The organism is Tepidiforma sp., assembly GCF_026419595.1.
Taxonomy (GTDB): Bacteria; Chloroflexota; Dehalococcoidia; order Tepidiformales; family Tepidiformaceae; genus Tepidiforma.
In genome coordinates, this window is the sequence record NZ_JANZZD010000002.1 from 166218 (window position 1) to 185756 (window position 19539).

23 protein-coding genes are annotated in these 19539 nt (G+C 71.4%); 9 read left to right on the forward strand and 14 right to left on the reverse strand.

What is annotated here, in order from left to right:
- The first annotated feature begins 81 nt into the window (after positions 1 to 81).
- Positions 82 to 1593, forward strand: coding sequence for a leucyl aminopeptidase (locus N2041_RS02255; RefSeq protein ID WP_297675403.1), 1512 nt, complete (start codon positions 82 to 84; stop codon positions 1591 to 1593).
- Positions 1594 to 1605: 12 nt separating this feature from the next.
- Here N2041_RS02255 and N2041_RS02260 read toward each other — a convergent pair whose 3' ends face one another.
- The 3 genes from N2041_RS02260 to N2041_RS02270 all read right to left on the reverse strand — a co-directional run bounded on the left by N2041_RS02260 (position 1606) and on the right by N2041_RS02270 (position 4486).
- Positions 1606 to 2199: a GNAT family N-acetyltransferase gene (locus tag N2041_RS02260; protein ID WP_297675405.1), complete on the reverse strand. Its 594-nt coding sequence runs from the start codon at positions 2197 to 2199 to the stop codon at positions 1606 to 1608.
- Between the two features lie 92 nt (positions 2200 to 2291).
- Complete coding sequence (locus N2041_RS02265) at positions 2292 to 3632, reverse strand: MFS transporter (RefSeq protein ID WP_297675407.1); 1341 nt, start codon at positions 3630 to 3632, stop codon at positions 2292 to 2294.
- Positions 3633 to 3679: 47 nt separating this feature from the next.
- On the reverse strand, positions 3680 to 4486 hold the full coding sequence (locus N2041_RS02270; protein ID WP_297675409.1) for an enoyl-CoA hydratase: 807 nt from the start codon (positions 4484 to 4486) through the stop codon (positions 3680 to 3682).
- A gap of 538 nt (positions 4487 to 5024) precedes the next feature.
- Here N2041_RS02270 and N2041_RS02275 point away from each other — a divergent pair.
- Complete coding sequence (locus tag N2041_RS02275) at positions 5025 to 6362, forward strand: NAD(P)/FAD-dependent oxidoreductase (RefSeq protein ID WP_297675411.1); 1338 nt, start codon at positions 5025 to 5027, stop codon at positions 6360 to 6362.
- Between the two features lie 43 nt (positions 6363 to 6405).
- The gene (locus N2041_RS02280; RefSeq protein WP_297675413.1) at positions 6406 to 7626 is read left to right on the forward strand and encodes a ribonuclease H-like domain-containing protein; all 1221 of its coding nucleotides are present in this window, start codon (positions 6406 to 6408) and stop codon (positions 7624 to 7626) included.
- A 31-nt stretch (positions 7627 to 7657) separates the two neighbouring features.
- Here N2041_RS02280 and N2041_RS02285 read toward each other — a convergent pair whose 3' ends face one another.
- Positions 7658 to 8602, reverse strand: a complete 945-nt coding sequence (locus N2041_RS02285; protein ID WP_297675414.1) for an LLM class flavin-dependent oxidoreductase — start codon at positions 8600 to 8602, stop codon at positions 7658 to 7660.
- A gap of 70 nt (positions 8603 to 8672) precedes the next feature.
- Entirely contained in the window at positions 8673 to 9998 is a 1326-nt protein-coding gene (locus N2041_RS02290; RefSeq protein ID WP_297675415.1) for an MFS transporter, read from the reverse strand.
- Between the two features lie 147 nt (positions 9999 to 10145).
- Here N2041_RS02290 and N2041_RS02295 point away from each other — a divergent pair, with 147 nt between their 5' ends.
- From N2041_RS02295 to N2041_RS02305, 3 genes are read left to right on the forward strand one after another with little or no spacing between them, the layout of a single operon-like run.
- Entirely contained in the window at positions 10146 to 11618 is a 1473-nt protein-coding gene (locus N2041_RS02295) for an NADP-dependent isocitrate dehydrogenase (RefSeq protein ID WP_367187674.1), read from the forward strand.
- 6 nt (positions 11619 to 11624) lie between these two features.
- A complete protein-coding gene (locus N2041_RS02300; protein ID WP_297675417.1) occupies positions 11625 to 11813 on the forward strand; it encodes a hypothetical protein in 189 nt (62 codons plus the stop codon).
- Between the two features lie 36 nt (positions 11814 to 11849).
- Positions 11850 to 12317, forward strand: a complete 468-nt coding sequence (locus N2041_RS02305; RefSeq protein ID WP_297675418.1) for a DinB family protein — start codon at positions 11850 to 11852, stop codon at positions 12315 to 12317.
- A gap of 13 nt (positions 12318 to 12330) precedes the next feature.
- Here the strand turns inward: N2041_RS02305 and N2041_RS02310 are convergent, their stop codons facing one another.
- Positions 12331 to 12669, reverse strand: coding sequence for a hypothetical protein (locus tag N2041_RS02310; protein ID WP_297675419.1), 339 nt, complete (start codon positions 12667 to 12669; stop codon positions 12331 to 12333).
- Between the two features lie 52 nt (positions 12670 to 12721).
- Between N2041_RS02310 and N2041_RS02315 the strand changes: the two genes are divergently transcribed.
- Both N2041_RS02315 and N2041_RS02320 read left to right on the forward strand, forming a co-directional pair.
- Positions 12722 to 13135 carry a PaaI family thioesterase gene (locus N2041_RS02315; protein WP_297675420.1) on the forward strand — a complete coding sequence of 138 codons (414 nt, stop codon included), beginning with the start codon at positions 12722 to 12724 and terminating at the stop codon, positions 13133 to 13135.
- Positions 13125 to 13601, forward strand: a complete 477-nt coding sequence (locus tag N2041_RS02320; RefSeq protein ID WP_297675421.1) for an MOSC domain-containing protein — start codon at positions 13125 to 13127, stop codon at positions 13599 to 13601. The genes N2041_RS02315 and N2041_RS02320 overlap by 11 nt, the downstream gene beginning before the upstream one ends.
- Here N2041_RS02320 and N2041_RS02325 read toward each other — a convergent pair.
- The 6 genes from N2041_RS02325 to groL form a co-directional block, all read right to left on the reverse strand.
- Positions 13598 to 14392, reverse strand: a complete 795-nt coding sequence (locus N2041_RS02325) for an alpha/beta hydrolase (RefSeq protein WP_297675422.1) — start codon at positions 14390 to 14392, stop codon at positions 13598 to 13600. The genes N2041_RS02320 and N2041_RS02325 overlap by 4 nt on opposite strands.
- A 110-nt stretch (positions 14393 to 14502) precedes the next feature.
- Positions 14503 to 15174 carry a nitroreductase family protein gene (locus N2041_RS02330; RefSeq protein WP_297675423.1) on the reverse strand — a complete coding sequence of 224 codons (672 nt, stop codon included), beginning with the start codon at positions 15172 to 15174 and terminating at the stop codon, positions 14503 to 14505.
- Between the two features lie 48 nt (positions 15175 to 15222).
- The gene (locus tag N2041_RS02335) at positions 15223 to 15513 is read right to left on the reverse strand and encodes a winged helix-turn-helix transcriptional regulator (protein ID WP_270057360.1); all 291 of its coding nucleotides are present in this window, start codon (positions 15511 to 15513) and stop codon (positions 15223 to 15225) included.
- Positions 15514 to 15591: 78 nt separating this feature from the next.
- Entirely contained in the window at positions 15592 to 15894 is a 303-nt protein-coding gene (locus tag N2041_RS02340; protein WP_297675426.1) for an acylphosphatase, read from the reverse strand.
- A 19-nt stretch (positions 15895 to 15913) separates the two neighbouring features.
- Positions 15914 to 16354, reverse strand: a complete 441-nt coding sequence (locus N2041_RS02345; protein WP_297675428.1) for a hypothetical protein — start codon at positions 16352 to 16354, stop codon at positions 15914 to 15916.
- Between the two features lie 112 nt (positions 16355 to 16466).
- Complete coding sequence (gene groL, locus N2041_RS02350; protein ID WP_297675430.1) at positions 16467 to 18074, reverse strand: chaperonin GroEL; 1608 nt, start codon at positions 18072 to 18074, stop codon at positions 16467 to 16469.
- A 107-nt stretch (positions 18075 to 18181) separates the two neighbouring features.
- Here groL and nadD point away from each other — a divergent pair, with 107 nt between their 5' ends.
- Positions 18182 to 18799, forward strand: coding sequence for a nicotinate (nicotinamide) nucleotide adenylyltransferase (nadD, locus tag N2041_RS02355; RefSeq protein WP_297675431.1), 618 nt, complete (start codon positions 18182 to 18184; stop codon positions 18797 to 18799).
- Here the strand turns inward: nadD and moaC are convergent.
- Both moaC and N2041_RS02365 read right to left on the reverse strand, forming a co-directional pair.
- Positions 18781 to 19281 (reverse strand): cyclic pyranopterin monophosphate synthase MoaC, encoded by a 501-nt coding sequence (gene moaC, locus N2041_RS02360; protein WP_297675433.1) that lies wholly within the window; start codon positions 19279 to 19281, stop codon positions 18781 to 18783. The two genes, nadD and moaC, sit on opposite strands and share 19 nt — an antisense overlap.
- Positions 19271 to 19483 carry a hypothetical protein gene (locus N2041_RS02365; RefSeq protein ID WP_297675434.1) on the reverse strand — a complete coding sequence of 71 codons (213 nt, stop codon included), beginning with the start codon at positions 19481 to 19483 and terminating at the stop codon, positions 19271 to 19273. The genes moaC and N2041_RS02365 overlap by 11 nt, the downstream gene beginning before the upstream one ends.
- Between the last annotated feature and the right edge of the window lie 56 nt (positions 19484 to 19539).

A 19539-nucleotide genomic window follows, 5' to 3' on the forward strand; every position in this document is an offset into this window, starting at 1 on the left:
GCCCGGGCGAGGCGCGGCGATAATGCACCTTCCAAGGTAGCATGCCGGCGCAAGGCCGGGAGTCCGACGGGAGAGAGACACGTGAAGGTTCGAGTCGAGCAGGGCGATATCGCGCGGTACGGGGCGGATGCGCTGGTGGTGAACCTGTTCGAGGGGGTGACGGCGCCGGGCGGCGGCACCGGCGCGGTCGATGCCGCGCTCGGCGGCGCGATTTCGCAGGTGATCGCCGCGGGCGACCTGCGCGGCAAGTCCGGCGAACTGGTCACGATCCACACTCTCGGGAAGATCCCGGCGCCGCGGGTGCTGGTGGCCGGGCTCGGCAGCCGCGAGGGGTTCGACATCGACGCGGTGCGCAACCTCGCGGCGAACGTGGCGCGGGCGCTCCGCCGGCCCGGCATCAAGCGGGCGGCGACGCTGGCGCACGGCGCGGGCATCGGCGGGCTCGACCCGGAGGCCTGCGCACAGGCGATCGCCGAAGGCGCCATCCTCGGCAGCTACCGCTTCCTGAAGCACAAGTCCGCGAGCGACGAGGAGCGGGCGGAGCTGGAGGAGCTCGTCATCGTCGAGCACGATGGCGCGAAGGTGCCGGCGATGCAACGGGCGGCCGAGCGGGGCAGCATCCTCGCGGAGGCGACGAACATCGCGCGCGACTGGGCGAACGAGCCCTCGAACCACCTGACGCCGACGATGATGGCCGAGCGCGCCGAGGCGCTGGCGCGGGAGGCGGGCCTCGAGTTCGAGGTGCTCGAGCGGGCCGACATGGAGCGGAAAGGGATGGGCTCGCTGCTCTCGGTCGCGAAGGGGAGTGTCGAGCCGCCCAAGCTGATCCGGCTGGGCTGGCGCGGCCGCGGCGGCGACGGCTGGGACCTCGCGCTCGTCGGCAAGGGCATCACGTTCGACACGGGCGGCATTAGCATCAAGCCGGCGGCGAACATGGAGGCGATGAAGGCCGACATGACGGGCGCGGCGTCGGTCATCGCAGCGGCATGGGCGCTGGCGCGGCTCGGCGCAAAGGTGAACGTGCTCGCCATCGCCCCCTGCACGGAGAACATGCCGTCCGGCAGCGCGACGAAGCCGGGCGACGTGGTGACCGCGATGAACGGCCGGACGATCGAAATCATCAACACCGATGCCGAGGGGCGGCTCGTGCTCGCCGACGCCATCTGCTGGGCGAACGAACTCGGGGCGCAGCGGATCGTCGACGTGGCGACGCTGACCGGTGCGGTGACGACGGCGCTCGGCGACGTCTGCTACGCGCTGATGACGAACGACGACGCGCTCTGCCGGCAGGTGGAGGAAGCGGCCGCGGCGGCCGGCGAGAAGACGTGGCGGCTGCCGATGTGGAAGGAGTACGACGAGTACATCAAGAGCGACGTGGCGGACTGCCGGAACGTCGGAGCGGGGAACCGGGGCGCGGGGACGATCGTCGGCGCGAAGTTCATCGAGCCGTTCGCGGGCAAGACGCCGTGGGTGCACATGGACATCGCGGGCGTCGACAACATGCCCTCCGACCGCGGCTGGGTGACGAAGGGGGCGAGCGGCTACAGCGTCCGGGCGATGATCAACCTCGGGCTGGCGCTGGGCGAAGGCTGACCGGCCCGGGCCTCAGGCCGGTGCCTGGAGCGCCCGGAGCTGCGCCGCGGCGAGGCCCCGCGCGGCCGGACGCGCCGCCGGGTCGGGCAGGACGGTGAGGTCGAGCTTCACGAAGGCGCAGTCGTGCTCGACCGAGACCTGCGGCCGGAAGGGGGAGTTGCGGAAGACGGTCAGCATCGGGGTGTTTTCGTAGAGGACGGCGGCGGTGAACCGCTCGATGCCCTGCGTGCGGGCGTGCTCGGCAAGGCGCTGGAGGAGCGCCGGGCCGATGCCGTTGCCCTGGAGGGAATCTTCGACGATGAAGGCGACCTCGGCCGAATGGGGCGCATCGCGCTCGTAGCGACCGATGCCGTGGATGGCGTCGCTTTCGAGCGGGCTGGCGACGAACGCGGCGCGGTCGCGGAAGTCGACCGTGCAGAGGCGCCGGGCGGCCTCTTCGGAGAGGTTGCGCCGGGGCGTGAAGTAGCGCATGCGGAGCGACTCGCGGGAGAGCCGCTCGTGGAAAGCGAAGAGGTTCGGCACGTCCTCCGGGCGGATGGGGCGGAGGCGCATCGCCTGCCCGGAGCGCGTGGTGAACGTGCGTTCGGGCGGATAGGTGACGTCCATGGCTTCAGTATCGCAGACGGCGGGCGGTCATCCGGTTATCGGCGGGTGCAGATTGCGGCTTCCGATAGGCGGCCGCCGGTGCGTCTATCGGCTCAGTCGGCGCCGGAGGGCGAGCGGACGGCCGCCGCCCCGGGCGTGCCGGCTTGCTGCGGGCTCTTGGCCGGGCGGGCGAACAGGATGGCGACGGCCGCGAGGTAGGTGAGGATGGCGGTGATGGTGAACGGGACGGTGTAGCCGCCGGTGGCATCGTGGATGAGGCCGACGCCGATGGGGCCGAGGCCGCTGCCGACCTGCCCGGCGAGCGAAATCAGCCCGAACACGGCCCCGAACGAGACCATGCCGAAAATCTCGCCGACGAGCAGCGACTGCATCATGTAGACGTTGCCGATGGTGAGGCCGAAGACGAGCGTGAGCGCCCACGTCGCGGGCACGCTCTCGGTGTGGATGATGAGGAGGATGGCGGTCGCCTGCACGACGAAGAGGATGACGGTGAGCAGGCGGCGGTCGACGTTGTCGGCGAAGATGCCGACGGCAAGGCGGGCGATGATGGAGCCGAAGGCGGTGACGGAGATGGTGAAGGCGGCGGCGCTGCGGGAGCCGAGGCGGTCTTCGAGGAACGTGACCTGGTGGACGACGTAGCCGGTCTGGGCGATGAGGACGAGGAGGAAGGCGACGAGGATGCCCCAGAAGCCGACGGTGCGGACGGCTTCAGCGCGGGTCCAGGTGCGCATCTGGGCCTCGATGACGGCCTGGCGCGCCGCGGGCGGCGGCGCGTCCGCGCTGTCGCCGTCGGGCAGCATGCCGACGTCGCGGGGGTCGAAGACGATGACGCCGAGGATGACGGGAATCGCGGTGATGATGACGAGGGCGCCGAGGATGGGCGTCGCCAGTTCGAGGCCGCCGGCATCGATGAGGCGGCTGGCGATGGGCGCGAGGATGACGCCGCCGAGCGACACCCCGGTGAAGGAGATGCTCATCGCCAGGGCGCGGCGGCGGATGAACCAGCGGGTGAGGATGGCGTTCACCGCGATGTTGCTCGACATGCCGAAGGCGACGGCGAAGACGAAGTAGACGAGGTAGAGCTGCCAGAGCTGGTCGACGATGCCGATGAGGGCCGCGCTGGCGCCGTTGATGATGCTGCCGATGAGCATGAAGCGGCGCGGCCCGTAGCGGTCGACGTAGGGGCCGACGATGGCGGCGGTGAGCCCGGAGACGCAGAAGTAGATGGCCGGCGCCCACGAGACCTCGGCCGTCGACCAGCCGTGGGCATCGCGCAGCGGTTTGAGGAAGATGGGCAGGCCGTAGTAGCCGACGCCGACGCCGACCATCATCAGGAGCGAGCAGGCGATGGCGACGTACCAGCCGTAGAACCAGCCGCCGGGGAGGAAGCGGGCGGCCGGCGGGAGGGCCCGGGCCGGGGTCGGCGCTGTCATTCAGCGTACTTTAATGAAATCGCGGGCCGGGCGCGCGGGGCTGCCCGTCAGCGGCCGTGGAAGACGGGCTCGCGCTTTTCGACGAAGGCGCGGGCGGCGTTCCGGTGGTCCTCCGTCTGGCCGCTGGCGATCATGTTCTCCGCCTCGCGAGTGAGGGTATCGGCGAAGGTGTTCGTTTCGCCGTAAACGAAGTTGTCCTTCATGCGCGCGTAGGCGAGGGTCGGGCCGCTGGCCAGCCGCCTCGCGAGCGCCATCGTCTCGGCCCAGAACTGGTCGTGGGGGACGACGCGGGAGACGATGCCGAGCTCGAGCGCGCGGTTCGCATCGAGGATGTCGGAGAGGAAGTAGAGTTCGCGGGCGCGCATCGGGCCGACGAGGCGCTGCAGGAGCCAGGTGCCGCCGAAGTCGCCGCTGAAGCCGACCTTCGCGAAGGCGGTCGTGAAGCGGGCCTGGTCGCTGGCGATGCGGAGGTCGGCGGCGAGGGCGACGCTGAGGCCGGCGCCGGCGGCGACGCCGTTGACGGCGGCGATGGTCGGCTTCGGCATCTCGTGCAGGAGGCGGGAGACCTCTTCCTGCTGGCGGAGGACATCGGCGCGGGAGACGAGACCGCCCCCGCTGCTCGAACCGGCGCGCTCGTTCGATTCGGCCATGGCCTTGACGTCGCCGCCAGCGCAGAAGGCGCGGCCGGCCCCGGTGATGACGACGCAGCGGACCGCGGGGTCATCGGCGGCCTTCGCGGCGACGGCCGCGAGGGTATCGAGCATCTCCGGGGTCATCGCGTTGAGCGATTCGGGCCGGTTGAGGGTGATGACGAGGACGCTGTCTTCGGTAGAGGTGAGCACGACGTCGGACATGGGAGGAAGTTCCTTTCGGGGTGAGGGGTGGGAGGGATTGTACGAGCTGGGAGTCGGGAGTTGGGAGTTGGGAGGGAACCGGGAGGCGGGAGGCGGGAAGCGGGAGGCGGGAGACGGGAGACGGGAAGCGGGAGACGGGAACCGGGAGGCGGGGAATCGGGGAAGAACGACGACCTTTAGCCTGCGAGCCCGGCATTTCAACCGTAGTCGCGGGGCTCCGTCCCAGCGGGGCGCCATGCGCCCAACGGATGTTTCGGGAGACGGGAGGCGGGAGGCGGGAGGCGGGAACGGGGAAGCGGGTGGATGCGAACGTCCGGGTGGGCCTCCCGGCCCTCCGCGGGGACGGAGCCCCGCGACTACGGAGTTGGGAGGTTGGAGGTTGGAGTTGGGAGTTGGGAGTTGGGAGTTGGGAGCGGGGAACGGGGATGGAGTATCAACCTCCAACCTCCAACCTCCAACCTCCAACCTCCGCAGTGGTAGGCTGTGGGCGGCCGGGCGGAGCGGCGCGGCCAGCGAACGACATCCGGGAGTGACGCCTGTGGCAGGAACGGAGCGGCAGTACGAGGTCGTGGTCATCGGCAACGGGTCCGCGGGCGACAACATCGCCCGCACGCTGGGCCGGCAGGGCCGGAAGGTGGCGCTCATCGAAAAGGCCCACCTCGGGGGCGAATGCCTGAACGACGGCTGCGTGCCCAGCAAGGCGCTCATCGAGGTCGCCCGGGAGGCGCGCTGGCGGCCCGTTTCGTGGACGGAGGCGCTGGCGCGCGTGCACGCCGTCCAGCTGCTGGTCCGCGGCAGCGACCCGGGCGGCGGGTTCGACCGCGACGGCGTCGACCTCTTCTGGGGCGAGGCGCGCTTCCTCGCGCCGGGGCGCGTGGCCGTCGGCGACGACGTGCTCGCGGCGCCGGACGTGGTCGTGGCGACCGGCACCGAGCCGGGGCTCCCGCCGGTGCCCGGGCTCGCCGAGGCGCGCCCGCTGACGAACCGGACGGTCTTCCGGATGGCGCAGCTCCCGCGGCGGCTGGCCGTCATCGGCGGCGGGCCGATCGGGCTCGAACTCGGGCAGGCGCTCCACCGGCTCGGCGCCGAGGTGACGCTGTTCGAAGCGCTCGACCGGATCGCAGCCACCGAGGAGCCGGAAATCTCGCTCGAACTCCAGCGGCTCTTCGAGGCCGAGGGCATCCGCGTGGTGACCGGCGCGAAGCTGGAGCGCGCGGAGCGGCTGGCCGACGGCACCGTCGCTATCGCGACGCCTGACGGGCGGTTCACGGTCGACGAGGTGCTCGTCGCGGCGGGGCGGAAGCCGGTCATCCCGGCCGGGCTGGCGGAGCTCGGGCTCGAAACGGACGCGCGGGGCTTCATCGTCATCGAGCCGTGCGGGCGGACGAGCGTGCCGGGCACCTGGGCGGCGGGCGACGTCACCGGGAAGTTCCAGTTCACCCACTACGCGGCCTACCAGGCGCACCATATCGCGAAGCACATCGCGGAAGGCGCCTGCGAGCCGATCCCGGAGGCGATCGTGCCGTGGGCGATCTTCACCGACCCGGAGATCGGCCATGCCGGGATGACGGAGGCGCAGGCCCGGGAGCGCGGGCTCGCCGTGCGGACCGGGATGCTGGCCGCGCGGGACCTCGACTGGTTCCGGACGACCGGGCAGGTCGAGGGGTTCGCGAAGGTGGTGGCCGATGCGGAGACGGGCGCGCTGCTGGGGGCGCACTTCCTCTGCGCGCGGGGGAGCACGCTCGCAGGCGAGGCGAGCCTCGCCATCCAGCACGGGCTGACGGCCCGGCAGGTGGCCTCGACCATCCACCCCTACCCGACGGCGGGCGAACTGTTCCGCTGGGCCTGCGCGCGGGCGGTCTCCGGCCGGCGGTAGGCGGGATTGCGCGGCGGCCGGGTGCCGCCGTACGCTCGCACACATGTTCGAGACGGGGAAGGCGGCGCTGCGCGACCGGCTGCGCGCGGCGCTCCACCAGCCGGTCCGGCGGGACCGGGCCGGGCTCGACCGGAGCGTGACCGCGCGGGCCGACCTCTCGGCGCTCGGGGGCCGCTGGTTCGAGTCGCCGCTGGGGCCGGGGTACGTCATCGAAAGCGTCTACGACGGCGGCTACTGCCACGGCGCGGTGCCGCTCCACCGGGCGCTGGCGCTGCCGCTGGAGCGGCTCGCGCGGCAGGCGCGGGACGAGCGGCTGGCGGGCATCGAGCCGGCGGCGCTCCGGTTCGTCGATACGGAAACGACGGGGCTCGGCGGCGCGGGGACGATGGTCTTCCTCTGCGGGGTGGCCCGGTTCGAGGGCGCGCGGCTGGTGCTGCGGCAGTTCCTGCTGCCCGGCCCGGAGTACGAAGGCGGGCTGCTCGGCGGGCTCGGCGAAGAGCTGGAGGCAGCGGCCGGCCTCGTGAGCTACAACGGCAAGGCGTTCGACATCCCGGCGCTGGAGACCCGCTACGTGCTTTCGCGGCAGCGGCCGCGGCTGCGCGAGCTGCCCCACCTGGACCTGCTCCACCCGAACCGGCGGCTCTTCCGCGGGGAGTTCAGCTCGCACCGGCTGGCGGTGGTCGAGCGCGAGCTGCTCGGGTTCGAACGTGAGGACGATTGCCCCTCGGCCGAGGTGCCGGAGCGCTACCGCCGGTTCGCGCGGGACGGCGACCCGACGCACATCCTGCCGGTGCTGCGGCACAACGCGTGGGACGTGCTCTCGCTCGTCGCGCTGGCGGCCCACCTCGGGGCCACCTGCGACGACCCGGCGCGGCCGCTGCAGGCGGCGCGGGCGGCGGAATACGCGGGCGAATGGGCGGAGGCGGCGGCGCGGTACGAAGCGGCGGCCGCGGCAACCGATGCGCCGCGGGCGGTGCGGCTGGAGGCGCTGGAGCGGGCCGCGCGGGCCTTCACGCGGGCCGGGGAGTACGCGCGGGCCGCGGCCTGCTGGGAGGCGCTCATCGCCGAGCCGCGGGCGCGCCGGGTCGCGCCCTACGTGGAGCTGGCGAAGCTCCGCGAGCGGCGGCTGCGGGACCGCGCGGGCGCGCTCGCGCTGATGGAACAGGCGGTGGGCCTCGCCGAGCGCGGGCTGCTCCGGCCGGGCAGCGGAGAGCTTTCGCTGCCGGCGATGCGGCGGCGGCTGGAGCGGCTGCGGGGGACATGAGGCGGCGGGGCCGGCCGGCGGCCCCGCGGGCTCATTCGGCGGCGAGTTCGCCGAGGGCGGCGAGGGTGCGCGGGAGCGCTTCGCGGTCGCCGGGCGGCAGGACCGGCATCGCGAGGATTTCGCCGGCGCCGAAGGCCGGGGCCTCGCGCAGGCGGGCCTTCACCTGCTCCGCGCTGCCGTGCACCACGAGGGCATCGATCATCCGGTCGGAGAGCTGGCCTCCGAGCGCCTCGGGGAAGCCGGCATCGGCGAACATCTGCTGGTAGAAGGGCACGCGCGGGTAGATGCCGATCTGCCGGCGGGCGCCTTCCCGGACGGCCTCGACGTCCTCGGACACGACGACCGGGATGTGGGCGACGAGCGGCGGGGGCGTGCGGCCGGCCTTCTCCGCGCCGGCGCGGATGGCGGGCACGGCGACATCGCGCAGGTAGGGCAGCGGGCACACCCAGCTGATGGCGCCGTCGGCGAGTTCGCCGCAGAGGCGGAAGCCGTTGGCGCGGAGCGCGGAGGCCATGACGGTGACGCCGGTGGGGCCGCCGATGGTGCCGCGGGCGGTCAGCCGCTTGCCTTCGAAGTTCACCGAGCCGGTGCCGAGGATCGCCTTCAGGATGGTGAGGTATTCGCGGAGGTGTTCGAGCGGGCGTTCGAAGGGGATGCCCCACGTGCCTTCGATGACGGGCTTGTGGCTCGGGCCGACGCCGAGGCGAAGGCGCCCGGGGGCGAGGGCATCGACCGCTGCAGCGCCCTGCGCCATCGCCAGCGGGTGGCGCGGGAAGGTGGGGACGATCGAGGTGCCGAACTTGATGCGGCTGGTGCGCATGGCCGCCGCGCCGAAGACGGCGAAGGGGTCCGGGGCGAGGCCGCCGACGGTGAGCCAGGCGCATTCGACGCCGGCCTGTGCGGCGGCGACGATGCCGTCGACGAGTTCGGGAGCGGTGCGGGCCACGATGTGGACTCCGACGGTGACGTCGCGCATGGGCAGGGGCCTCCATGGTCGAGGGTGGTGAGCCGAACTCTACCGGCCTCCGGCCGGGCGCGGAAGCGGCTCAAGGGGCGGCAGCGGAGCCCCGGCGGGTCACGAAGACGTCGGGTTCGCGGACGAGGAGGGCCGCGGCGGCCGCGGCGGCGACGAGGATGACGCCGATGACGACGTAGACGGCACCGATGCCGCCGACCCCGGAGGTGAAGCCGCCGCCGAGCGGCCCGAGCAGGAGCGCCATCGACTGCATGCTCGCGGCGAGGCCGAAGGCGCTGCCCTGCTTGCCGTCCGGCGTGCCGGCCGCGATGAGGGCGTTCGTGCCGGGGACCATCGCGCCCTGGAAGAGCCCGACCGCACCGAAGAGGAGCATGAAGGCGAGGAGGCTGTGGGCGAAGGCGAGCAGCGGGTAGAGGATGCCCGTGACGAGCGCTGCGCCGACGACCGTGTTCCGGTAGCCGACCCGCTCGCCGAGGGGCGCGACGGCGAGGGCCGCGACCGTGCTCGTGAGGCCGATGACGGCGAAGACGATGCCGGTGGCGGCTTCCTTCCGCATATCCCAGGCGAAGCCGGGGAACTCGAGGTGGACGCGTCCGTCGCCGGGGGTGCCGGCGGCGAAGCCGTCGATGCTGAGCGGCATGACGGGGCGGACGAAGGTGGTCGAGAGCCAGAGGACGAAGAGGAGCACGAGGACGAAGACGACCTGCCGTTCGCCGATGACGGCGCGGAGGTTGCCGATGAGGCTGCCGCCGCCGTGCTTCGCCGCGCCGGTTGGGGCGGGCGGCGCGCCGTCGACCGGCGTTTCGCGGACGAACAGGTAGACGAGGACGGCGGCGATGCCGTAGAGCGCGGCGCAGAAAATGAACGATTCGCGGATGCCCAGGTTGGCGGCGACGATGCCGCCGAGGACGGGCCCGAGCATGTTCGCGGTGAACTGGCCGGTCTGGAGGGTGCCGAGGGCGCGGCCGACCTGCTCCTTCGGCGTGGTGGCGGCGACGAGCGCGGCGGCGGCGCCCATCGTGCCGGCGAAGGCGCCCATGAGGAAGCGGAGGATGACGAGCTGCCAGACGGCCTGGGCGATGCCCATGATGCCGATGAGGAGCCCGGCTCCGATGAGGGCGCGGAGGAACATCGGCTTGCGGCCGAAGCGGTCGGCGAGCGAGCCCCAGAGCGGGGCCGTGAGGGTGAGCGAGAGGCCCGTCGCGCTCGCCGTGATGCCGGTGTAGAAGGCGACGCGCGATTCGTCGGTGACGCCGAGGTCCTGGATGAAGAAGGGGATGAAGGGGAAGACAAAGTTGGCGCCCATGAGGCCGACGAAGACGCCGATCCAGATGAAGACGAGGTTGCGGCGCCAGGCCGCGGGCTCCGGAGGGCGGCTTTGCCGGGCGGCAGCCATCAGGGCCGGTCACCGGCGGCGGGTGGTCGAGGGAGGGGAGGCACGGGACGTCACCGGGCGCGGGAAGTTGCTTCCCATCATGCCATCGCGGGACCGGTGCGTCACGCGACGTACGATGTTGAACTCACGACTTGTTTTTCGTGTATGATGGCGGGAGCCAAGCTTTCAGGAGGTCCGCCAGTGACGGCGAAGGTCCCGGTTACGGTAGCGCGGGGGGACGGCATCGGCCCCGAAATCATGGATGCGACGCTGCGCATCCTCGAGGCGGCGGGGGCCGCGCTCGACATCGAGGAGATCGAAATCGGCGAAAAGGCGTACATGAAGGGGTACAGCGCCGGGATCGCGCCGGAGGCGTGGGATTCGCTCCGGCGGACGAAGGTGTTCCTGAAGGCGCCGATCACCACCCCGCAGGGCGGCGGCTTCAAGAGCCTGAACGTGACCGTCCGGAAGACGCTGGGCCTGTACGCGAACGTGCGGCCGTGCACGGCCTATGCGCCGTTCGTCGAGACGAAGCACCCGGGCATGGACGTCGTCATCATCCGGGAGAACGAAGAGGACCTCTACGCGGGCATCGAGCACCGGCAGACGGACCAGGTGTACCAGTGCCTGAAGCTCATCACCCGGCCGGGGACGGAGAAGATCGTCCGCTACGCCTTCGAATACGCCCGGATGAACGGCCGGAAGAAAGTCACCTGCTTCACCAAAGACAACATCATGAAGATGACCGACGGCCTCTTCCACAAGGTGTTCGAAGAAGTGGCGGCGGAGTACCCGGGCATCGAGGCGGAGCACTGGATCGTCGATATCGGCTCGGCGAAGCTGGCCGACACGCCGGAAGCGTTCGACGTCATCGTGCTGCCGAACCTGTACGGCGACATCCTGAGCGACGTGGCGGCGCAGATCGCCGGCTCGGTCGGGCTGGCGGGCTCGGCGAACATCGGCGAGCACGGCGCGATGTTCGAGGCGATCCACGGGTCGGCGCCGCGGCGCGCGGGGCAGGACCTCGCCAACCCCTCGGGTCTGCTCCTCGGCGCAGTCATGATGCTCGTCCACATCGGGCAGGCGGATGTGGCGACGCGGGTGCACAACGCGTGGCTGCGGACCATCGAGGACGGCATCCACACGTATGACATCTACGACCCGAACGTGAGCAAGGAGAAGGTCGGCACGCGGGCGTTCGCGGACGCGGTCATCGCGCGGCTGGGGCAGGAGCCGCAGCACCTGAAGCCGGTGAGCTACGCGGCCGGCGGCGCGTTCACGCCCCCGGCGCTGAAGCCGCAGCCGCCGGCGAAGAAGGAGACCATCGGCGTGGACGTCTTCGTGCATGACCCGGCGGCGACGCCGGACGCGCTGGCGGCGCGGCTGCAGCAGTACGAGGGCGACGGCCTGCGGCTGACGATGATCACGAACCGCGGCGTGAAGGTGTGGCCGGAGGGCCTGCCGGAAACGTTCTGCACGGACCACTGGCGCTGCCGGTTCATGGCCGACGGGGCGACGAGCCACGCGGCGATCGTGGGGCTGCTCGGGCGGCTGGCCGGCGCGGGCATCGACTTCATCAAGACGGAGCACCTGTGCACCTTCGACGGCGAAGCCGCGTTCTCGAAGGGCCAGGGTGAGTGATGCGCGGTGGCGTACCGGGTGCTGGTCTCGACGCGGCGGGGCTGGCAGGAGGTGTGGTGCACCTGCGCGGCGGGGCGCGCCTGCTTCGCTGACCCGGGCGAAGCAGCGCGGGCCGCGGAGGCGCACCGGCGCGGCTGCCGGCTGTTCGGTTCGGCGCTGAGCTACCGGGTCGCACCCGCCGAGCTGCTGGATTGATGCGCGGGGCCGCGGTATCGGCCGTAGAATGGCCCGGTGCCGCGGCTGCCCGCCGACCTCGAGGAGACCCTCGCGCAGTATGCGCGGGGGCCTTCGCTCGTCCGCGCGGCGCTGAGCGGCGCGGGGCCGGCCGAGCTTTCGCGGCCCGGGAGCGGGGGCTGGTCGGTGCGGGACGTCCTCGTCCACCTCGCCGATGCGGAGCTGGTGCGGGCGGCGCGGCTGCGGTTCATCCTCGCCGATGAGGCGCCGCCGGTGCTGCCCGCGTTCGATGAGGAGCGCTGGAAGCGGCGGCTTTCGTACCTGTGGCGGAGCCCGGAGGCGGCGCTGGCGCTCTACGACGCGCTGGTCTTTTCGAACCTGGAGCTGCTGCGGCAGTGCGACGCGGCGGCATTCGGCCGGGAAGGCATCGTCGCGGGCGAGCCGGTGAGCGCGGCCGAGCTGGTGCGGCGCGGCGCGGCCCACGGCGCGGAGCACGCCGCCCAGGTGCGGGCCCTGCGCGGGTGAGGGGGCGTCAGACTCAGGCCGGCGGCGCGAGGACGGGGATGAGGCGTGCCACCGCCCCGTAGCCGAAGCCGGCGACGATGCCGCGGCAGGCGGCGGCGATGGGGTCCGGCGTTTCGCCGTCCCAGGGCTGGCTGCTGACCGCCACGACCGGCGCGGGATGGGCCCGGACGGCATCGGCGACGCGCGGGGCGTGGGCCTGGCCGATGCCGTCGCAGACGAGAATCGCCGGGAGCCGGAAGCTCGAGAGCAGGCCCGGGATATCGAGCGGCGAAGAGTAGCGGTGCACCTCGGCGCCGGGCCATGCGAGGTCGGCCGGCGCATCGGCCGGGACGAGGACGAGGACGCGGTCCATACGGCGCCAGTGTACGGGACAGGCGGGCGCGCGGCAGGGTAGGATGCGGGCCATGGCGAAGGAATCGCTGCCGCCGATGGGCTTCCAGCTGCTCATCGGGCTCGAGATGACGGAGCGGGCTGACGGCGTCAGCCGCTGCCGGCTCGCGGTCGATGAGAAGCACCTGAACCCCCACGGCGTCGTCCACGGCGGTGTCCTCTACTCGATGGCGGATACGGGGATGGGCGCAGCGGTGTACAGCCGGCTGGAGCCGGGGGAGTCGTGCGCGACGATCGAGCTGAAGATGGTCTACATCGCGCCGGTGCGGGGCGGCGTGCTCGAGTGCGAATCGCGCATCGTGAACCGCGGCCGGCGGGTCGCGGTGCTCGAATCGGAGGTGCGGAGCGGCGAGCGGCTGGTGGCCAAGGCGCTCGGCACGTTCGCGATTTTCGAGGACCGGGCGGCGAAGGGCGGCGATGGGCGCTGAAGGACGGGTCGTCTCGCTGAACGTCTCGCAGGGCGGGGTGCCGAAGCTGCCCGTGCCGGAGGCGCGGGTGACCCGGCTGGGAATGGCGGGCGACCGGCAGGCCCACCCGGAGATCCACGGCGGGCCGGAACGGGCGCTCTGCCTCTTCTCGGCGGACGTCATCGCAGCGCTGCAGGCCGAAGGCCACCCCATCGCGCCGGGCACCGCGGGCGAGAACGTCACGGTCGCCGGGCTCGACTGGGCGCTGGTACAGCCCGGCACGCGGTGGCGGCTCGGCGCGGAGGTGGAGATCGAAGTGACGCGGCCGACGACCCCGTGCAAGACGATCCGCGAGTCGTTCCGGGACGGCGAGTTCAACCGCATCCACCACGCGCAGCACCCGGGCGAGAGCCGGGTCTATGCGCGGGTGCTGCGGGATGGCACGGTGCGGGTCGGCGACCCGGTGGTGCCGCTGGCTGAGGCTTAGCCGAGAAACTCCGTGACGACGCGGGTGAACTCGGGCGTGTTCTCGAGGGGCACCATGTGGCCGGCGCCGGGGATCATCGCGACCTGGCTGTTGGCGATCTTCGAGCGGAAGAGCTCGGCGTAGGCCGGCGGCACGAGTTTGTCCTGGTCGCCCCAGACGATCAGGGTGGGGGCCTTGATGCGGTGGAGCCGCTTCTTGAGGCCCTTATCCGGGATCGGCCAGATGAACTTGCCGGTAGCGCTGAAGTTGGCGAGCTGGAAGTAGTAGTTCTCGGCCATCTCCTCTTCGTTCGCCGGGGGCGTGAAGAGCTTCGGGATGACGGGGTTGGTGAGGTCGCCGAAGATGACGCCCGGCAGCTCGTTCGGCATGAGGATGAAGAGGTCGGTGACGGGCGTTTCGTCCATCCAGAGGCCGACGGGGCAAACGAGGACGAGCTTCTTCACCATATCGGGCCGGGCGGCGGCGAGCTCGGCGGCGAACATGCCGCCGATGGAGTGGCCGGCGAGGAAGAACGAGGTGAGGCCGATGGCGTCGCAAAAGTCCTGGTAGTAGACGACCATGTCGTGGACGTCGTCGATGTGCTCGAGGCCCGGGGTGTCGTCCCAGCCGGGGTGGGTGGGGACGATGACGTCGTAGTGTTCGGCGAGGGCGAGCATCTCGGGGGTCATGCCTTTGCGGACGCCGCCGGCGGCGTGGAGGTAGAGGAGGGGCTGGCCCGAACCCTTGCGGTAGACGGGGACCTGGAACATGCCGTTGCGCACGGAGACGATTTGCGGTTCGGGGGAGGTCATGGCATCGCCTTTCGCTGAGGTGAGATGCAGCTGCCCGGCGGGATGGTTCGGCCGGGGCGAAGCACGGCCGGAACTCTACCGGAATCGGGGAGGGGGCGCCACCGCGCGGGTCAGGCGGGGCGGGTGAGCGGGGGACCGTCGAACCGTTCGAGGGTGGCAAAGGCCTCGACGGGCTTCCGCTTCAGGCGCGTGAGCTGCTTCGCCGGCCGGCCGAGGGTGATGATCGTCGCCACGGCGACGTGCGGCGGGAGGCCGAGCAGCGCCTGGAGGTCGGGCTCGCGCGCGATGGGCATGGTGGTGAGGGTGCCGCCGAGGCCTTCGTTGCGCGCGGCGAGGAGGATGTTCCAGGCGAACGGGTAGATGGAGGCGCCGCTGGCCATGCCGACGCGGGGAAGCTCCTGGTCGATGGAGGCGACGACGGAGAGGTCGACGCAAACGGCGAGGAGGACGGGGGCGCTGCGGTAGGGCTCGGTGAGGAGCGGCGGGACGGGCGTCGCCGCGATCTGTTCCGGGCTCAGCTTCGTGGGGACGACGGTGTTCCAGGGATTTTCGCCGGCGGCCACCTGGGCGGCGTAGCGCCGGGCGGCGGGGATGGCGGCGTCGGCGATGGCGGCTTTCGTCTCGGGGCTGCGGATGACGATGACGCGCCAGCCCTGGCGGTTGCCCCCGCTCGGGGCAAAACGGGCGTTTTCGAGGATGCGGTAGAGGGTGCCGTCGTCGACGGGGTCGGCGGCGAACTCGCGGGCGGCGAAGGCGGTGCGCATGACGTCGTAGAGGTCCATGCGCGGGATTGTGCCGCCTCGCCGGGGAAGCTGTCGCGCGGGCGCGGGCTAGAGCGTCTGCGCGAGCATCGGGAGGAGCGCGGCGATGAGCGCCCCGAGGTGGACACCGCGCGCGATGGGCGTGGCGACGGCGGCATCCGCGTTGATTTCGTAGTGGTTGCGGCGGCCGTGGCGCTCACGCTGGAGGTAGCCCGCGCGCTCGAGGTCGGCAACGATGCGCTTGACGGCGCGTTCGCTGATGCCGACTTCGGCGGCGAGCTCGCGGAGGCGGATGTCCGGGTTGCGGGTGATGGCGAGGAGGACGTTTGCGTGATTCGTGAAAAGAGACCACTCAGCCATGGAACGAGGCTACGTCCGTGTCACCCTTACGTACTAGCGAAACTTCTGACGTGAATAAAGTTGCCCTTATCGAGGGCGCTAGCGCTCGACGAGGAAGGCGCCGAGGCGGGGATCGAGGGGGAGGCTGGAGATCTCGATGCTGTCGATGCGGGCATCGGCGGGGCCGCGCTTGCAGGCGATGATGAACTGCTTGACGAGGCTGCGTTCGCCCTGGACGCGGACCTGGAGGGTGCCGTCCGGCAGGAGGCGGCAGGAGCCGAAGAGGTTGAGGGAGTTGGCGACGTTGCGCAGCCAGAGGCGGATGCCGATGCCCTGGACCTGCCCGCGGATGATGATCTGCCGGTGTTCGAGGATGTAGAGGGCGTTCGCGGCGCGCTCCATACCGTGGTTTTCGACCGGGTCAGGAGCGCGGTTGAGCCTCCCAAATGGCGGGCCAGGCGCGCGAGCCACGGACGGCCTCCTTCATCGCGTCGCGTTCGAGTTCGAGCGCCTGCGCGACGGCCTCGTCGAAGCGCTGGAGCGCCGCGCCGCGGAGGCGGGAGCGGAGGATGCCGAGGGTGCCGCGTTCGACGAGGTTGCGGACGGTCTTCGGCCAGACGAAGAAAGCGAAGGCGCGGGGCGGGCCGAAGGAGCCGCGGTGCTTGCCGAGCCAGAGGTAGCGCTCCTGGACGGAGGCGACGGGCTCGACGATGCCGGCCCACTGGCCGTCGTGCTCGTTTTCGCGGGTATCGACGAGGAGGCGGAGCGGGAAGAGGGAGAACCCGATGGTGATGAGGTCGCCCTCGGCGAGGATGCGCTCGATGGCCTGGATGTCGACATCGATGCCGTTTTCGGTGCGCATGCGGCGGGACCTCCTTCCGGGTGATGGAGCGAGGGGGTGGTCCGGCTGGTGCCGTTCCACCCCCTCGGGGATTGCCGGGCGATTCCCGGGAGGCGCTGGCCGGGCTGGCGGCCTAGTACATCGGTGGCGCGGCCGGGGCCGGCTTCTCCTCGGGCTTCTCGGTGACGAGGCAGTTGGTGGTGAGCACCATGGCGGCGATGGAGACCGCGTTCTCGACGGCGGAGCGGGTCACCTTGGCCGGGTCGATGATGCCCTTGGCGACCATGTCGCCGAACTCGTCCTTGGCGGCGTCGTAGCCGTGGCCCTTGGGGAGCTTCTTCACTTCTTCGACGATGACGGAGCCGTCCTTGCCGGCGTTGATGGCGATGCGGCGGAGCGGCTCTTCGAGCGCGCGGCGGAGGATGCGGACGCCGGTGGCCTCATCGCCTTCGAGCTTCAGCTTGTCGAGCGCGGGGGCGGCGTTGATGAGCGCGACACCGCCGCCGGCGACGATGCCCTCTTCGACGGCCGCGCGGGTGGCGCTGAGGGCGTCTTCGACGCGGTGCTTCTTCTCCTTGAGCTCGACTTCGGTGGCGGCGCCGACCTTGATGACGGCGACGGAGCCGGCGAGCTTGCCGAGGCGCTCCTGGGCCTTTTCGCGGTCCCAGTCGCTCTTCGCTTCTTCGAGGATGGCGCGGATCTGGGCGATGCGGGCGTCGATGTCCTTCTTCTTCCCCTTGCCCTCGATGATGGTCGTCTCTTCCTTGGTGGAGACGACGCGGCGGGCGCGGCCGAGGTCGCTGATGTCGACGCTCTCGAGGGTGCGGCCGATCTCTTCGGAGATGACCTGGCCGCCGGTCAGGACGGCGATGTCGCCGAGGTTATCCTTCTGCCGGTCGCCGAAGCCGGGGGCCTTGACGGCGAGGACGTTGAGGGTGCCGCGGAGCTTGTTGACGGCGAGGGTGGCGAGAGCTTCGCCTTCGAGGTCGCCGCAGATGATGACGAGGTTCTTGGTGACCTGGAGGATGCGCTCGAGGACGGGGAGGATCTCCTGGACGGAGGAGAGCTTCTTATCGGTGATGAGGATGTAGGGGTCCTCGACGACGGCTTCCATCCGCTCGGGGTTGGTGACGAAATAGGGGGAGATGTAGCCGCGGTCGAAGGCCATGCCGTCGACGTACTCGACTTCGGTCTGGATCGACTTGGATTCTTCGACGGTGATGACGCCGTCCTTGCCGACCTTCTCCATGCACTCGCCGATGAGTTCGCCGATGGCCGGGTCGTTGTTCGCGGAGATGGTGGCAACCTGCGCCATCTGGGCGCGCTCGGTGACCTTGATGGAGTTCTTCTTGATGGCTTCGACGAGGGCGGCGGCGCCGGCTTCGAGGCCGCGCTTGAGGGCCATCGGGTTGGCGCCGGCGGCGACGTTCTTCAGGCCTTCCTGGACGATGGCCTGGCCGAGGACGGTGGCGGTGGTGGTGCCGTCACCCGCGATGTCGTTGGTCTTGGAGGCGATCTCCTTGGCGAGCTGGGCGCCGATGTTCTCGAAGGGGTCTTCGAGCTCGATGTCCTTGGCGATGGTGACGCCGTCGTTGGTGATGGTGGGGGCGCCGAACTTCTTATCGAGGACGACGTTGCGGCCCTTGGGCCCGAGGGTGATCTTGACGGCATCGGCGAGGGCGTCGATGCCGCGCTTCAGGGAATGCCGGGCTTCTTCATCGAAGAGCAGCTGCTTTGCCATGGATACCTCTTCGCAGGGGGTGTGTGGTCTGCGTCCCGTATATTAGCACTCCCTGTCAATGAGTGCTAACGGTTGCGGAGGGCCGCCCCCGGGGCGAGACTGCCGGCATGCCGCCGGGCCCGCTCGTCATCCTCGGGGGAACGTTCGACCCGCCCCACATCGGCCACCTCGTGCTGGGGGAGTGCGCCCGCTGGCAGTTCGGCGCGGCGCAGGTGCTGTTCATCCCGGCGGGCGACCCGTACCGGAAGTCGGGGACGCCGACGCCGGAGAACGCGCGTGCGGGCGGCCCGGCTCAGCCGCGCGCGGTGACGCCGGGACCGGCCCGGCTGGAGATGGTGCGGCTGGCGATGGCGGGGAACCCGGCGTTCGCCGCCGACGGGCGGGAGGTGGCGCGGCCGGGGCCGAGCTACACGGTGGAGACGCTGGCGGAGCTGCGCGCGGAGGGCTGGGAGGAGCTGGTGCTCGTGCTGGGCAGCGACGCAGCGGCCGACCTGCCGAACTGGCGCGAGCCGGCGCGCATCCGGGCGCTCGCGCGGGTGGCGGTGGCCGAGAAGGCGGGGACGCCGGCGCCGCCGGGGTTCGAACGGGTGGCGATGCCGCGGCTGGAGGTGAGCTCGACGCTCATCCGCGAGCGGGTGCGGGCCGGGCAGCCGATCCGCTACCTCGTGCCCGCGGCGGTGGAGGCGTTCATCGCCGAGCGGGGGCTCTACCGCGGCGAGGGCTGAGCTGCGTCGCCGGCGCGCCAGTCGCCGCTCTTGCCGCCGCGCTTCTCGAGGAGCCGGAGGCCTTCGATGCGGATGCCTTTTTCGGCGGCTTTGCACATGTCGTAGATGGTGAGGGCGGCGACGGCAGCCGCGGTGAGCGCCTCCATTTCGACGCCGGTCTTGCCGGTCGTGCGGACGGCCGCCTCGATGCGGAGCGTGTCGTCGCCGAGGGGTTCGAACTCGAGCGAGGCGCCGGTGATGGGCAGCGGGTGGCAGAGCGGGATGAGGTCGGGGGTCTTCTTCGCCGCCATGATGCCGGCGATGCGGGCCGCGGCGATGACGTCGCCCTTCGGGATGGCGCCCTCGAGGATGAGGCGGAGGGTGGCGGGCTGCATGACGACCCGGGCCTCGGCGATAGCCTCGCGGGCGGTCTCGGCCTTGGCCGAGACATCGACCATGCGGGCGGCGCCGCGCTCGTCGAGGTGGGAGAGTTCACCGGCCATGGCGCCTCCGCCACATGAGGGTGTCGTAGCCGTACGTGACCCCGTAAGCGAAGGCGCCGACGGCGAGCCCGCCGGGGACGCCGAGCCAGTGGGAAACCCACGTATCGGCGGCGATGATGCCGATGCCGGCGCCGGCGAGGAAGGAGAGGAAGGCGGTGCGGCGGCGCTCGGCTTCGAACCGTTCGCGGACGGGGTCGGGCATGGGGAGAGTGTAGGGGAGGGAGGAGGGAGGAGGGAGGAGGGAGGAGGGAGAAGGGA

What these genes read in the sequence shown, in the direction of transcription:
- N2041_RS02260 (WP_297675405.1), bottom strand. Translation starts at nt 2,199, where the DNA reads ATGGACGTCACCTATCCGCCCGAACGCACGTTCACCACGCGCTCCGGG.
- N2041_RS02265 (WP_297675407.1), bottom strand. Translation starts at nt 3,632, where the DNA reads ATGACAGCGCCGACCCCGGCCCGGGCCCTCCCGCCGGCCGCCCGCTTC.
- N2041_RS02270 (WP_297675409.1), bottom strand. Translation starts at nt 4,486, where the DNA reads ATGTCCGACGTCGTGCTCACCTCTACCGAAGACAGCGTCCTCGTCATC.
- N2041_RS02280 (WP_297675413.1), top strand. Translation starts at nt 6,406, where the DNA reads ATGTTCGAGACGGGGAAGGCGGCGCTGCGCGACCGGCTGCGCGCGGCG.
- N2041_RS02285 (WP_297675414.1), bottom strand. Translation starts at nt 8,602, where the DNA reads ATGCGCGACGTCACCGTCGGAGTCCACATCGTGGCCCGCACCGCTCCC.
- N2041_RS02290 (WP_297675415.1), bottom strand. Translation starts at nt 9,998, where the DNA reads ATGGCTGCCGCCCGGCAAAGCCGCCCTCCGGAGCCCGCGGCCTGGCGC.
- N2041_RS02295 (WP_367187674.1), top strand. Translation starts at nt 10,146, where the DNA reads ATGGCGGGAGCCAAGCTTTCAGGAGGTCCGCCAGTGACGGCGAAGGTC.
- N2041_RS02310 (WP_297675419.1), bottom strand. Translation starts at nt 12,669, where the DNA reads ATGGACCGCGTCCTCGTCCTCGTCCCGGCCGATGCGCCGGCCGACCTC.
- N2041_RS02315 (WP_297675420.1), top strand. Translation starts at nt 12,722, where the DNA reads ATGGCGAAGGAATCGCTGCCGCCGATGGGCTTCCAGCTGCTCATCGGG.
- N2041_RS02320 (WP_297675421.1), top strand. Translation starts at nt 13,125, where the DNA reads ATGGGCGCTGAAGGACGGGTCGTCTCGCTGAACGTCTCGCAGGGCGGG.
- N2041_RS02325 (WP_297675422.1), bottom strand. Translation starts at nt 14,392, where the DNA reads ATGACCTCCCCCGAACCGCAAATCGTCTCCGTGCGCAACGGCATGTTC.
- N2041_RS02330 (WP_297675423.1), bottom strand. Translation starts at nt 15,174, where the DNA reads ATGGACCTCTACGACGTCATGCGCACCGCCTTCGCCGCCCGCGAGTTC.
- N2041_RS02335 (WP_270057360.1), bottom strand. Translation starts at nt 15,513, where the DNA reads ATGGCTGAGTGGTCTCTTTTCACGAATCACGCAAACGTCCTCCTCGCC.
- N2041_RS02340 (WP_297675426.1), bottom strand. Translation starts at nt 15,894, where the DNA reads ATGGAGCGCGCCGCGAACGCCCTCTACATCCTCGAACACCGGCAGATC.
- N2041_RS02345 (WP_297675428.1), bottom strand. Translation starts at nt 16,354, where the DNA reads ATGCGCACCGAAAACGGCATCGATGTCGACATCCAGGCCATCGAGCGC.
- groL (WP_297675430.1), bottom strand. Translation starts at nt 18,074, where the DNA reads ATGGCAAAGCAGCTGCTCTTCGATGAAGAAGCCCGGCATTCCCTGAAG.
- nadD (WP_297675431.1), top strand. Translation starts at nt 18,182, where the DNA reads ATGCCGCCGGGCCCGCTCGTCATCCTCGGGGGAACGTTCGACCCGCCC.
- moaC (WP_297675433.1), bottom strand. Translation starts at nt 19,281, where the DNA reads ATGGCCGGTGAACTCTCCCACCTCGACGAGCGCGGCGCCGCCCGCATG.
- N2041_RS02365 (WP_297675434.1), bottom strand. Translation starts at nt 19,483, where the DNA reads ATGCCCGACCCCGTCCGCGAACGGTTCGAAGCCGAGCGCCGCCGCACC.